The organism is Polaromonas sp. (assembly GCF_029945685.1).
Lineage (GTDB): Bacteria > Pseudomonadota > Gammaproteobacteria > Burkholderiales > Burkholderiaceae_C > Polaromonas.
The window spans coordinates 330,093-342,467 of the sequence record NZ_JAQSDA010000003.1; the positions used below are offsets into that span (position 1 = coordinate 330,093).

The following is a 12,375-nucleotide window of genomic DNA, read 5'->3' on the forward strand; positions in this document are numbered from 1 at the left end:
ATATGGCGAAAGAATACAAAGATCTCGTGGTGGGGCTGGACATCGGGACCAGCAAGGTCATGGCGGTGGTGGCCGAGGTCCTGCCCGGCGGCGAGCTCAAGCTCGCCGGCCTGGGCATCGCCTACAGCAACGGGCTCAAGCGCGGCGTGGTGGTCAACATCGACGCCACGGTGCAGAGCATCCAGCAGGCGCTCAAGGAAGCCGAACTGATGGCCGACTGCAAGATCGCGCGGGTGTACACCGGCATCACCGGCAGCCATATCCGCGGCATCAACTCCAGCGGCATGGTGGCGGTCAAGGACAAGGAAGTCACGCAGGCCGACGTGGCCCGCGTGATCGAGACCGCCAAGGCCATCAACATCTCCACCGACCAGCGCCTGCTGCTGGTCGAACCGCAGGAGTTTGTCATCGACGGCCAGGACGTGCGCGAACCGATCGGCATGAGCGGCATCCGGCTGGAGGCCAAGGTGCACATCGTGACCGGCGCGCAAAGCGCGGCTGAAAACATCATCAAGTGTGTGCGGCGCTGCGGCCTTGAAGTGGACCAGCTGATGCTCAACCCGCTGGCCTCCAGCCTCTCGGTGCTCAGCCGCGACGAGCAGGAGCTCGGTGTGGCCCTGGTCGACATCGGCGCCGGCACCACCGACGTGGCGATTTTCACCGGCGGTGCGATCCGCCACACGGCCGTGATTCCGATTGCCGGCGACCTGATCACCAGTGACATCGCGATGGCGCTGCGCACCCCGACCAAGGACGCCGAGGACATCAAGGTCGAAAGCGGTTTTGCCAAGCAGCTGCTGGCCGACCCGGACCAGCAGGTGGAAGTGCCCGGCCTGGGCGACCGCGGTCCGCGCATGCTGTCCAAACAGGCGCTGGCCGGCGTGATCGAGCCGCGCATCGAGGAAATTTTCTCGCTGGTGCAGCAGGTCATCCGCGAGTCGGGTTACGAGGAGGTGCTGTCGTCCGGCATCGTGATCACCGGCGGCAGCGCGGTCATGCCGGGCATGGTCGAACTCGGTGAAGACATTTTTCTCAAGCCGGTGCGGCGCGGCATCCCGCGCTATTCCAGCGCGCTGTCGGACATGGTGGCCCAGCCGCGTGCCGCTACCGTCATGGGGCTGCTTGAGGAAGCCCGGCTGGCACGCATGCGCGGGCACCGGGTCGCGCAGAAGGCGGGCAGTGTTCACAACGCTTTTGGCCGGGTCAAGGACTGGCTGGTGGGGAACTTCTGATGAAAAAATTTCCGGCTTTTATCTGGCGGAGTCTGCGCTGCAGCCACTCGGGGGGCGCCGATCCCCCTGCGTGAGGGTGCTTGCTCCTGAAAAGAAACGAATAAAAAATTTTTTGGCAACTGCAACATATGGATAGGAGGCTCACATGAGCATCGAAATGATTGAAATCGAAGAGTTCAACCAGGGCACGCAGATCAAGGTGATCGGTGTGGGTGGCGGCGGCGGTAACGCGGTCGAACACATGATTGAACGCAACGTCCAGGGCGTGGAGTTCATCTGCGCCAACACCGACGCGCAGGCGCTCGGCCGCGGCAGCGCCCACAAGCAGATCCAGCTCGGCGGCAGCGGCCTGGGTGCAGGCAGCAAGCCCGAGAAGGGCCGTGACGCGGCCGAGATGGCGGTGGACGACATCCGCGCCGCCATCGCCGGTGCGCACATGCTGTTCATCACTGCCGGCATGGGCGGCGGCACCGGCACCGGCGCCGCGCCGGTGATTGCACGCATTGCGAAAGAAATGGGCATCCTCACCGTCGGTGTGGTGACCAAGCCTTTCGAGTTCGAGGGCGGACGCCGCATGACCAATGCCGACCTCGGCCTGGCCGAGCTGGAGGCCAATGTCGATTCGCTGATCGTGGTTCTCAACGAGAAACTCCTCGAAGTACTGGGTGACGACGTGACGCAGGACGAGGCCTTTGCCCATGCCAACGATGTGCTGAAAAACGCGGTGGGCGGCATTGCCGAGATCATCAATGTGCCCGGCCATGTGAACGTTGACTTCGAAGACGTGCGCACCGTGATGGGTGAGCCCGGCAAGGCCATGATGGGCACGGCCCGCGCCAACGGCCCGGACCGCGCACGCATCGCCGCCGAACAGGCCGTCGCCTGCCCGTTGCTCGAAGGCATTGACCTGTCGGGGGCCAAGGGTGTGCTGGTGTTGATCAGCGCCGCCAAGGGTTCGCTCAAGCTCAACGAGTCCAAGCTCGCGATGAACACCATCCGCGCCTACGCCTCACCCGATGCGCATGTGATCTACGGTACGGCCTACGACGACGACCTCGGCGAGGACATCCGCGTCACGGTGGTCGCCACCGGCCTGAGCCGCCAGGGCATGCGCCGCACGGCGCCTCCGCTGCAGGTGCTGCGTACCGGCACGGACAACATGCCGGTGCTCAACATGGCGCTCGGCGGCGCCACCGTCAGCGGTTCCCACCCGGGCGGCAGCAGCATGGGTTCGGCGCAGACCGATTACGGCAACATGGCGGTCCCCAGCGTGTGGCGCACGAACCGCACGCAGGCGGCGGCCAAGGTCGATGCGCTGGCGTCGGGCGGCATGGACGACTTCGAGATTCCGGCGTTCCTGCGCAAGCAGGCGGACTGATCTCGGGTTCAAAGTCCGAGGCGTTACGCTGCGCCTGTGGTTCGCCCTGGGCAGTGGGCGTGACTCCCCACTCCCACCCCTAACCCCTCCCTCGCCCCGCTGGGCGATGGAGGGGGACTTCATTTGGTTGCGTGTGCTGCAAGCACGTGCAAACATGACGGCCAAGTTCTCCGACTTGACGTGCTGCGCGTCATGTATTCCCGCACCCGAATCCGCTCCCGCTTTCATCCCCCACCGCATGTCGCCCGCAGCGAAGCGGAGGGACCCAGACCATCGGGTCGCCTTTCTTTTCCTTGGGTTTCTTTGGCGAAGCAAAGAAAAGTAAGTCGCCCGCCGGGGCGAGTCCCGGCTTGCAGGCACACCGCAGCAGCTTGGGCTACAGAAGGCTTGTACAGGGACGGCCCGGACGATTACCCGTATAACCGTGCTTTACCAACGGTTCACCCTCCCCACTTAAAATAAGGCCATGCTCGCGCAAAGAACCCTCAAATCCCTGACCAAGGCGGTCGGTGTGGGCCTGCACAGCGGCCAGCGGGTCGAGCTGACCTTGCGGCCGGCGGCGCCGGACACCGGCATAGTGTTCCGGCGCGTGGATCTTCCGCAGCCGGTGGACATTCCCATTTCCGCGCAGGCGGTGACCGATACCCGTCTGGCTTCAACGATTTCCCGCGGTAGCGCCAAGGTGCACACGGTCGAACACCTGATGTCGGCCTGTGCCGGTCTGGGGATCGACAACCTGTATGTGGACATCACGGCGGAAGAGGTGCCGATTCTCGACGGTTCGGCTTCCTCGTTTGTTTTTTTGCTGCAGTCGGCCGGCATTGAACTGCAGGCAGCCCCGAAACGTTTCATCCGTGTGCTCAAGCCGGTCGAGGTGCGTGAAGGACAGGGCGCCAGCGAGAAATGGGCGCGCCTGTCGCCCTACAACGGCTACAAACTCGGGTTTGAAATCGACTTCGACCACCCGGCGGTGGACTCCACCGGCCAGCGTGTGGAGTTCGACATGGGCAGCGGCTCCTACAGCCGCGACATCGCCCGCGCCCGCACCTTCGGTTTTACCAAGGATGTCGAGATGATGCGCGCCAACGGGCTGGCGCTGGGCGGCGGCCTGGACAATGCCATCGTGATGGATGACTACAAGGTGCTCAACACCGACGGTCTGCGTTACAACGACGAGTTCGTCAAACACAAGATCCTCGATGCGATGGGCGATTTGTACCTGCTCGGCAAGCCGCTGCTGGCTGCCTACACGGCCTTCCGTTCCGGCCATGCGCTGAACAACAAGCTGCTGCGCGAGCTGCTTTCGCATGAAGATGCCTGGGAAGTCGTCACGTTCGACGATGAAAAAAACGCACCCCGGGGTTTTGCGCAGCTGGCGCGGGCCTGGTAGTGCCTTCGCGCAGGACCTGACATGGCTGTTTTCCGTGTCGCCATCTTCCTGCTGCTGTTTGCGGCCGGCGCATCCTTCGCGCTGTATGCGATCACCTCCCAGGTCCGCTACAAACACGCCGGGCTCGCCATTCTCAAATGGACCCTGCTGGCTGCCTTCGTGTTTTTTGCCGTGCTGATTGCGGACCGGCTGCTCTGAGCCAGGGCGGGCGCCTCAGTGGTGCCGGCCGTCCTTGAAGGAAGCGGTGGAGGTGCGGCCCAGCGTGGTGGCCCGCGCCAGAATCGCCGCGGAACCGCCCACATGGGCATGGGTGATCGCCAGGCCCAGCGCGTCGGCGGCGTCCTTGCCCGGCAGTGACGGCAGTTTGAGCAATCGCATCACCATCTCCTGCACCTCGGGCTTGCCGGCCTTGCCATAACCGGCGACCGCCTTTTTCATCTGCAGCGGGGTGTATTCGGCCACCTCGATGTTGCAGCTGACCAGCGCCGTGACACAGGCGCCGCGCGCCTGGCCCAGCATCAGCGTGGCCTGCGGGTTGACGTTGACAAACACGATCTCGCACGCCGAGCTGTCGGGACTGTAGCGGGCGGTGATTTCGCAGATGCCGTCGAACAGCACCTTGAGCCGCGCCGGCAGGTTGCCCCGGTCCAGGTGCGTGGTCTTGATGGTGCCGCTGGCCACATAACTCAGCGCATGGCCCTCCACATCGATCACGCCGAAGCCGGTGATCTGCAATCCGGGGTCGATTCCAAGAATACGCATTAGGCCCCCACGCTTGTCACTTCGTGTACTGCGCTGCCCCCCGAGGGGGCGCTGCGCCTGCGGCCCGGCAAAGCCGGATCCGCGGCCCTGGCTGATAAAGACAGAACTCCTAAGCTGGTCGCTGCGTGTAGTGCGAGGCGCACTTTCCTGATCGTGTTAAACAGGCTCATAAGCCAAAATACCATCGAACCGAATGAAAAAACACAGGCGCTGCAAAACACAGGGCGTCAACGCGGTCCAGCAAGCCGCTGGCGCCGGTGACCGACCGGCCTTCGCTGCCCCAGTTGGTGATGCCGCGGTCGCGCTTGAGCGCTTTCATCACCAGATGGCCGAGCGAGCCGGCCACGCAGGCGGTCAGCGCCATGGCGACGGCCTGGCCCGGCTTGAAGGGTGTCAGCCCCGACATCAAGCCGCCGACAAACCCCCCGACCGCCAGCCCGATCAGCCAGCTGCTCCAGTGAAAACTCTGGCTGACCTGCGGGGCCGTGGGCGGCCGCGGCCACTTGCGCGCGGCGAGGTGTTGCACCAGCATGCCGGTCTGCACCACAAACACCAGAAAAAAGACGAGAAAGGCGTTTTTGCCGCCATAGCCCGGAAAATCGAGCAGCAACAGGGCCGGCACATGGCTGATGCCATACACACAGACCATGATGCCCCACTGCAGCTTGGCATTGCGCTCCAGGAAGCGCTGGGGGTCGTTGGCCAGGGCGCTGACCACCGGGATCGCCAGGAACACATACACCGGGATGAACACCGTCACCAGGTCAAAGCGCTCGGTCATGACCAGCCAGAACTGCGCCGGCAACACCCCAAAAAAGGCCAGCACCAGACTGCGGTGGTCGCCGCGGCGGGTCGGCGACAGGGTGATGAATTCGCGCAGCGCGAAAAATGCCACCAGTGCAAACAGCAAGGTGGCCACCGTCTCGCCCAGGGCCCAGCCGATCCAGAACACGGTACACATGATCCACGAGGTGTTGAGCAGGCTGCTGAACTCCTTGATGTCCTGCGTGCGGATCTCGTCCTCGCCGTTATCGCGCAGTGACATGACGAGCGCCGCGATGCTGGCAGCAATCAGCAGGCCGAACACCATGACAAACAGCAGGCCCACTTGATGAGAAGGGCTCAGGTTGCGCAGAAAACTGCTCATCAGCTTTCCCTCAGTGCCAGCACGGCGTCCCGCGCACGCGCCAGGAAGGCGTTGCGGTCCTCACCTTCCTGCAGCGCCATGGGCACGCCGAAGGTGACCGAGCACAGGATGGGCACCGGCACCACTTCCCCCTTGGGCATGACGCGCTGCACATTGTTGATCCAGGCCGGCACCAGCACCACCTGCGGAAATTTCTGCGCCAGGTTGTACAGGCCCGACTTGAAGGGCTGAGGCTCCTCCTGGTTGCCGCGCGTGCCCTCCGGAAACAGGATGATGGAGTCGCCGCTTTCCAGGGCGTCCATCAGCGGCTCCAGCGGGTCCTGCTCGCTGGTCTTGGCGCGGTCCACGTAGATCGCATTGAATACGGCCGTGGTGAGCCACTGCTTGAACGGCGTTTTGGTCCAGTAGTCCTTGGCGGCGATGGGCCGCGTGATGCTGCGCAGCTCGCTGGGCAGCGCGGCCCATATCAGCACCAGGTCGGCGTGGCTCTGGTGGTTGGCGAAATAGATGCGCTGTTCGGCCTTGGGTGGGCAACCCTGCCAGCGTGCCTGCGCGCCAGTCAGCGCACGGATCAGGCCGAGCAGGAACAGACTCATGATTTTTGCGGGTATCTTCACGGCACCTCCACCCCACCCATGCGCGCCGCGATGGTGGACGCGCGCGAGGCCAGGTAGCCCGAACCCGGACGGGTTTCGAAGTACTTGGGTCGCGGCAGCATGACGGCCAGCCGCGCGGCCTCATAGGCGGTGAGTTTGGCGGCGGGCTTGCGGAAATAGTGCTGGGCCGCGGCTTCGGCGCCGAACACGCCTTCGCCCCATTCGACATTGTTGAGGTAGATTTCCAGGATGCGCTGCTTGCTCAGCAGGGCTTCGAGCAGCAGGGTCAGCACCAGTTCCTGCCCCTTGCGCATCAGGGTGCGTTCGCCCGAGAGAAACAGGTTTTTGGCCAGTTGCTGGGTGATGGTGGAGCCGCCCACGATCTTGGCTGGTTTGGCGACCTTGGCTGCTCCCGCGGGCGCGGCGCGGCTGGACAGCTTTCCGTTGGCCTTTTCGGCGCGCTGCTCGGCCTGGGCGTTTTTCTCCCAGGCCTTTTCGAGGGCTTCCAGGTCCACGCCTTCGTGCTCGACAAAGGTCGCATCTTCGGAAGCGATGACTGCACGTTTGAGGTTGGCAGACAGCTCGTCATAGGGCACCCACTGCTGGCGCCATTTGAGCTCGCCCTTTTCCGTGGCCAGGCGCCAGGCCTCCGAACGCTGGAAGGCCGTGGACTGCGGATCGACCACGGCCATCAGGGCGATGCGGCCGACAAAATAAAGCTGCAGTGCCGCGGCGGCCAGCAGCACCAGCAGGATCCAGCGCAGCAGGGCCTTCATGCCGGCGCCTTCGGCTGTTGTTGTTGTTGTTGTTGCATTTCCAGCAGCACCTGGGCAGACGGCGGGCGCACGCCGCGCCAGAACAGGAAGGACTCGGCCGCTTGCTCCACCAGCATGCCCAGACCATCACGCGGCACGGCGCCGTGGGCCCGCGCCCAGTCGGCAAAGCCCTGAGCGGCCGGCCCATACATCATGTCGTAGGCCAGTGCGCCGGGTTTGAGCACGCAGGGGTCCAGCGTGAGGGCCGCACCGCCGAGGCTGCTTGCCGTGGCATTGACAATTACATCAAAATCGGTCTGCAGCCCTTGCAGGTCCTGCGCCACCAGCTCTGTTTTTTGTAGCAGATTCTGCAGCGAAGGATGGCTGGCGTGGCGCGCCACCAGCAGGGCCGCCCGGGCCTGCGTGCGGTTGGCGACGACGATGCGGCGCGGGCGGGCCGTCAGCAGCGGCCCCAGCACGCCGGCCGCGGCACCACCGGCACCGAGCAGCAGCAGGTCCCGCCCGGCCAGCGGGACGCCCGCATTGTTCTGGATGTCGTTGACCAGGCCGATGCCGTCGGTGTTGTCGGCTTCGATGCGGCCGGCGTCGAACTTCAGCGTGTTGGCGGCCTGCGCCAGCTCGGCGCGGTCTGTGGCGGTGCCGGCCAGCCGGAACGCCTCGAACTTGAAGGGCACGGTGACGTTGCAGCCGCGTGCGCCACTGTCCATCCATTGCTGCAGCGTCGCCGCGAACTGGTCCAGCGGCGCCAGCAGCTTGCAGTAGTCCATGGCCTGGCCGGTCAGCTCGGCAAAACGCGCATGGATGGCGGGCGACCTGCTGTGTTCCACCGGGTTGCCGACGACGCCATAGTGATCCATGTGGCCGCTCATCGATCGGTGAGTTTGGTTTCAAGCGTCTCGTCGCGCGTGAACCTGAAACGCGAGACCACCACGATCTGGTCGGCCTTGCGGCGCATGGCCTCGCTGAAACGGTCAAACGGGCCGGTGCTGCGCGCAATGCTCTGCGCGCGCCGGTCCAGCGTCAGGTTGCCCGAGGTCTCGGCCACCTCGGTGGATAGGATGCGGCCGTCGTGGTTCACCGTGAGCACCATGGTGAGTTCGCCGTACAGCTTTTTGCCGGCCTGCTCGGGAAAGTTCACCGTGCCCTTTTCCTCGATCTTGCGGCGCAGCGTGTCGTAATACACGGCATACACCTCCTCCCGGGTGGCGGGACTGATGTAGCGTTTTTTGGGCCGCGCATTTTCTTCGTTGATGCGGCGCTCGATTTCAGCCAGTATCTTGATCAGCTGCTTGCGCTTTTCCTCGCGCTCGGCCTGGGCCGGGTCGGCAGACGGCACCTTCGGGTCAGGCGGTGGCATGGCCGCAAGCTGCTTCTTGATCTGCGCCAGCAACATGGTCTGCTGCTCCTGCATGGTCTCGACCTTGCGCTGCGCATCTTCGCTGGCGTCGCCCAGTTCGGTCAGCGCCGATGGCGGCAGCGGGCTGGTGGCCCGGCCTTTTTCCGCCTCGCCGCCGCCGGCCAGCGAGGCCTGGGCAATCGCCTTGGCCTGGTCGGGCCGCTCGTTGCTTTTGGCGTTGACCAGGATCACTTCCAGCGGTGTGTCCTGAAAAATGCGGTTGAAACGTTCCGGATCGACAAACCGCACGGTCAGCAGGACCGCATGAATGGCGAGCGACACGCCCAGGGCAATTTGCAGGGTGCTGGGAGATTTCACAGGAGAGGATTATCGGGGCTAAGCTGCCGCCGCAGCAGCAGCAGCGTCGTCGGCGGGCTCGTTCAGATCGACGGCGATCGAGATCGGACCGGCGGCGATTTCCGATTCGTTGTCTTCCTCTGCCACCTGCTCGGCACCGGCATCGTCCAGCACGGCGTCCAGGCGCTCAAGCACCGTGCTGTGGATGTCCAGTGTGATCTCGTCGATGTCGCCGAGCCGGATGCGTACCTTCGCGCCGCGCGGCAGCCCCTGGGCACCGGCGGCCGGCAACACCAGCGGCAGCTCGTCGGCGCGCACCAGGTTGTCCTTGAAGGCCGTCGCGGTGAGCTCGGTGACCTTGTTCTGCTGCAGGTATTTGAGTGTCCAGTAACGCTCGATGCCGGCCTGGAACCCGTTGTAGGCGCTGTAGGCACCATCAAAGCCGGAGATGATGGAAAACAGCTCCGCGTCTTTCGGCTTGAACGGTGCGGCCAGCGCGGCGGTGCGGCCGTGTTTGACGCAGGCGATGATCTGCCACTGGTTGACCAGGTCGGTGTAGCGGCGCAGCGGCGAGGTGGCCCAGGCGTAACTCTTGACGCCTATGCCGGCATGCGGCAGGGCCTTGGTACCCATGCGCACCTTGACGCCCGGCAGCAGGCTGGCCTGGCTGCGGTAAATGCCGGGCACGCCATGTGTGGACAGCCACTCGCCCCAGGTGCTGTTGGCCAGGATCATGGCTTCGGCAACGATCAGGTCCAGCGGCGCCCCGCGTTTGCGGATGCTGATGCTGACTGCCTCGTTACCCTCCGGCTCCCTGCCCGGGGCGATGTCGAGCGAAAAGTTGTAGTCGGGCCGGTTGAAGTTCTCCGGCTTGCCGCGCACCACTTCGCGCTGGGCCTTCAGGTGCATGGCCAGCCGATGCAAGAAGGCCAGCTCCACCCCCCAAGGGACGCCGGCGGGCGGCGCTGCCTGCGCGGTTTCGAAGAAAGCCTCGTTGAAAGTGTCGTCGAGCTTGTCGTGGCGCAGGTTGCTCACAATGGGCACCTGCTCCAGCCGCGTCACCGTCTCCCTGATCGCCAGCGTGGCTTCGTCGAAGGTGACATACAGCGACAGGGCCGGGCAATTGCGCCCTTCCTGCAGCGTGTAGCGTTGCACCACTTCGTCGGGCAGCATGGTCAGCTTGTAACCCGGCATGTACACCGTGGACAGGCGCGCGCGCCCCAACGCGTCCACCGGGCTGCCCGGCAACACCGCGAGGCCCGGCGCGGCAATGTGGATGCCCAGCGTCACCGTGCCATTGCCTCCCTGACTCACCAGGCCCTGCACCGACAGCGCGTCGTCGATCTCGGTGGTGCTGGAGTCGTCAATGGAAAACGCCCGGACGTCCGCCAGCGGCAACTCGTCGCTGATGGCGGGGGCCTGCACGGCTGGAAAACCCGTGCCTTTCGGGAAGTTTTCAAACAGGAAGCGTTTCCAGTGAAACTGGTAGGGCGAGGCAATCGCGCCCGACTGCTGCAGCAGGTCCAGCGGCGCCTTGTGCGCGGAGCGCGAGGCCTCGACCACGGCCTTGTATTCGGGGCTGTTCTTGTCGGGCTTGAACAAAATCTTGTAGAGCTGCTCGCGCACCGGCGCCGGGCACTGGCCCTGCGTCAGTTCTTCGGCCCAGGCGCTGATTTGCGCGACGACCTGCTTTTTCTTTTCGATGGCGACCAGCGCCTGCTGCAGGATTTCGGCCGGCGCCTTGCGAAAGCGCCCCTTGCCGGCGCGGCGGAAATAATGCGGCGCCTCGAACAGGCGAAAGAGGGCGGCTGCCTGCTGCTCGGTGGAGGCCGGTTTGGCCGGATCGGCACTGAAGTAGTCACGCGCCAGGTCGGCAAAGCCGAATTCCTCGTTGCTTGCAAATTCCCAGGCCAGGTCCAGCTCGATCTCCGCACTCAACTTCTGCCCCGCGGCGACCAGCTCGGCCGGTGCGGGTTTTTCAAATTTCAGCAGTGCGTTGGCGGCCTTGACCTTGACACGTTTGCCCGAGTCGAGCTCCACCTGCAGTGAGGTGTCCGCTTCGGACAGGATGCGGCCAGCCAGAAACTTGCCGGCCTCTTCAAACAATACAAACAAAACGTCATCCTTTGGTTACTCTGGTACTGCAAACCGAACATCTCGCTACGTCCGGGCTGCAGTACCAGCTAGTGTAATCAGACGCCCCGGGCCGGCCTCAGGCGAGTTCCAGGAAGTCCATCACCTCCGGCAGGTGGCGCTCGAAGTCGCTGATGGCGTGGTCGCCGCCTTCGAGCAGCCTGATGCGGGCGCCGGGGTAGCGGCCGGTCATTTCGCGCCAGTCCAGCACCTCGTCGCCCTTGGCGATCACCGCAAAATAGTCTTCCGGCCGCGCGACGGGGCCATGGGCCAGCGTGCGCAGCTCATCGACAAACCCCGGCTCGAAGAAAAAGCGTTCATTCGGGTCGTGCCACGCGGTCTGCTCACCGATGTACTTCGTCAGGTCGCGCGCCGGATTCACCGCCGGGTTGAGCAACACGGCCTTGCAGCCGCAGGTTTCGGCCACATGCGTGGCGTAGAAGCCGCCCAGCGACGAACCCATCACCGCCATGGTGTCACGCGGCCAGCCGGCGATACCGTCGGCCACCTTTTGCATGGCCTCGCGGGGCGACGGGGGCAGCTGCGGGCACCACCAGACCACCTCGGGGTGACGGGCCTGCATCCACGCGGCGACCTGCCGGGCCTTGGCGGACTGGGGGGAGGAGCGGAAGCCGTGGAGGTAGAGGAGGTGGGTGGTGGGCATGGGGCTATGGTAAATCCCCCTGTGTTCCTTTGTGTCCCTTTGTGGCGGCCGGTTGTAGTGGATTATTTGAATAAAAGTGGCTGTAGCCCTTGTTCCATGAGCGCAAGAAGCTATTGAATTAATAGCGTTATGTTGCGCCGTTCGGGTTGAGCTTGTCGACGCCTGTACAAGTTTTGGCCTTGGTGGGTTTGCCAGCAAGCCGGGGGTTGCCCGGCGGCAACTCACTTTCTTTTTGCGTCGCCAAAAAGAAAGTAAGCAAAGAAAAAGGCGACCCGATGGTCTGGGTCCCCTACGCTGCGCTTCGGGGCAACCTGCGCGGCTCGACTCCGGCGGGGGTCGGCAGAACTCGCTACGCTCGGACAACTGCCGCCCTGATCCCGCCTCCGTCTGCGCTGCTCGGCCCAGCCCGACGGGAGGTGAACAAATGCGGGAACGGATGCAGATACGGGGAGACATGAATGACGCGCGGGGCGCGTCATGTCGGTCTTACGCGGCCGTGATGTTTGCACGTGGCAGCAGCACACGCGGCCAAATGAAGCTCCCCGCCATCGCCCAGCGGGGCGAGGGAGGGGCGGGGGGAGGGAGTGGGGAGTTGCGCCTACTG

At 64.4% G+C, this 12,375-nt stretch carries 12 protein-coding genes; 4 read left to right on the forward strand and 8 right to left on the reverse strand.

Annotation, left to right across the window (positions count from 1 at the left end):
• Window positions 1-2 precede the first annotated feature (2 nt).
• The 4 genes from ftsA (at window position 3) to PSV26_RS01880 (ending at window position 4,198) form a co-directional block, all read left to right on the forward strand.
• Window positions 3-1,232, forward strand: a complete 1,230-nt coding sequence (ftsA, locus tag PSV26_RS01865; RefSeq protein WP_300518006.1) for a cell division protein FtsA — start codon at window positions 3-5, stop codon at window positions 1,230-1,232.
• 145 nt (window positions 1,233-1,377) lie between these two features.
• Window positions 1,378-2,610, forward strand: a complete 1,233-nt coding sequence (gene ftsZ / locus PSV26_RS01870) for a cell division protein FtsZ (RefSeq protein WP_300518008.1) — start codon at window positions 1,378-1,380, stop codon at window positions 2,608-2,610.
• A 466-nt stretch (window positions 2,611-3,076) separates the two neighbouring features.
• On the forward strand, window positions 3,077-4,000 hold the full coding sequence (gene lpxC, locus PSV26_RS01875; protein ID WP_300566960.1) for a UDP-3-O-acyl-N-acetylglucosamine deacetylase: 924 nt from the start codon (window positions 3,077-3,079) through the stop codon (window positions 3,998-4,000).
• Window positions 4,001-4,021: 21 nt separating this feature from the next.
• Window positions 4,022-4,198 carry a hypothetical protein gene (locus tag PSV26_RS01880; RefSeq protein ID WP_300566962.1) on the forward strand — a complete coding sequence of 59 codons (177 nt, stop codon included), beginning with the start codon at window positions 4,022-4,024 and terminating at the stop codon, window positions 4,196-4,198.
• A gap of 15 nt (window positions 4,199-4,213) precedes the next feature.
• Here the strand turns inward: PSV26_RS01880 and ruvC are convergent, their stop codons facing one another.
• From ruvC to PSV26_RS01920, 8 genes are all read right to left on the reverse strand, one after another.
• Window positions 4,214-4,762, reverse strand: coding sequence for a crossover junction endodeoxyribonuclease RuvC (gene ruvC / locus PSV26_RS01885; RefSeq protein WP_300518014.1), 549 nt, complete (start codon window positions 4,760-4,762; stop codon window positions 4,214-4,216).
• A 166-nt stretch (window positions 4,763-4,928) separates the two neighbouring features.
• The gene (locus PSV26_RS01890) at window positions 4,929-5,909 is read right to left on the reverse strand and encodes a phosphatidate cytidylyltransferase (protein ID WP_300566965.1); all 981 of its coding nucleotides are present in this window, start codon (window positions 5,907-5,909) and stop codon (window positions 4,929-4,931) included.
• The gene (locus tag PSV26_RS01895; RefSeq protein WP_300566968.1) at window positions 5,909-6,505 is read right to left on the reverse strand and encodes a 1-acyl-sn-glycerol-3-phosphate acyltransferase; all 597 of its coding nucleotides are present in this window, start codon (window positions 6,503-6,505) and stop codon (window positions 5,909-5,911) included. The genes PSV26_RS01890 and PSV26_RS01895 overlap by 1 nt, the downstream gene beginning before the upstream one ends.
• 17 nt (window positions 6,506-6,522) lie before the next feature.
• Window positions 6,523-7,281 carry a transglycosylase domain-containing protein gene (locus PSV26_RS01900; RefSeq protein ID WP_300566970.1) on the reverse strand — a complete coding sequence of 253 codons (759 nt, stop codon included), beginning with the start codon at window positions 7,279-7,281 and terminating at the stop codon, window positions 6,523-6,525.
• A complete protein-coding gene (gene aroE, locus PSV26_RS01905; RefSeq protein WP_300566973.1) occupies window positions 7,278-8,150 on the reverse strand; it encodes a shikimate dehydrogenase in 873 nt (290 codons plus the stop codon). The genes PSV26_RS01900 and aroE overlap by 4 nt, the downstream gene beginning before the upstream one ends.
• Window positions 8,147-8,995 (reverse strand): TonB C-terminal domain-containing protein, encoded by an 849-nt coding sequence (locus tag PSV26_RS01910; RefSeq protein ID WP_300566976.1) that lies wholly within the window; start codon window positions 8,993-8,995, stop codon window positions 8,147-8,149. Before PSV26_RS01910 ends, aroE begins: the two co-directional genes overlap by 4 nt.
• Window positions 8,996-9,013: 18 nt before the next feature.
• Window positions 9,014-11,089: an RNB domain-containing ribonuclease gene (locus tag PSV26_RS01915; RefSeq protein WP_300566979.1), complete on the reverse strand. Its 2,076-nt coding sequence runs from the start codon at window positions 11,087-11,089 to the stop codon at window positions 9,014-9,016.
• Window positions 11,090-11,186: 97 nt separating this feature from the next.
• Window positions 11,187-11,771, reverse strand: a complete 585-nt coding sequence (locus PSV26_RS01920; protein ID WP_300566982.1) for a YqiA/YcfP family alpha/beta fold hydrolase — start codon at window positions 11,769-11,771, stop codon at window positions 11,187-11,189.
• Window positions 11,772-12,375 lie beyond the last annotated feature (604 nt).

Excerpts from the sequence above, each read along its gene's own strand:
- ftsA (WP_300518006.1), top strand. The coding sequence starts at position 3 with ATGGCGAAAGAATACAAAGATCTCGTGGTGGGGCTGGACATCGGGACC.
- ftsZ (WP_300518008.1), top strand. The coding sequence starts at position 1,378 with ATGAGCATCGAAATGATTGAAATCGAAGAGTTCAACCAGGGCACGCAG.
- lpxC (WP_300566960.1), top strand. The coding sequence starts at position 3,077 with ATGCTCGCGCAAAGAACCCTCAAATCCCTGACCAAGGCGGTCGGTGTG.
- PSV26_RS01880 (WP_300566962.1), top strand. The coding sequence starts at position 4,022 with ATGGCTGTTTTCCGTGTCGCCATCTTCCTGCTGCTGTTTGCGGCCGGC.
- ruvC (WP_300518014.1), bottom strand. The coding sequence starts at position 4,762 with ATGCGTATTCTTGGAATCGACCCCGGATTGCAGATCACCGGCTTCGGC.
- PSV26_RS01890 (WP_300566965.1), bottom strand. The coding sequence starts at position 5,909 with ATGAGCAGTTTTCTGCGCAACCTGAGCCCTTCTCATCAAGTGGGCCTG.
- PSV26_RS01895 (WP_300566968.1), bottom strand. The coding sequence starts at position 6,505 with ATGAGTCTGTTCCTGCTCGGCCTGATCCGTGCGCTGACTGGCGCGCAG.
- PSV26_RS01900 (WP_300566970.1), bottom strand. The coding sequence starts at position 7,281 with ATGAAGGCCCTGCTGCGCTGGATCCTGCTGGTGCTGCTGGCCGCCGCG.
- aroE (WP_300566973.1), bottom strand. The coding sequence starts at position 8,150 with ATGAGCGGCCACATGGATCACTATGGCGTCGTCGGCAACCCGGTGGAA.
- PSV26_RS01920 (WP_300566982.1), bottom strand. The coding sequence starts at position 11,771 with ATGCCCACCACCCACCTCCTCTACCTCCACGGCTTCCGCTCCTCCCCC.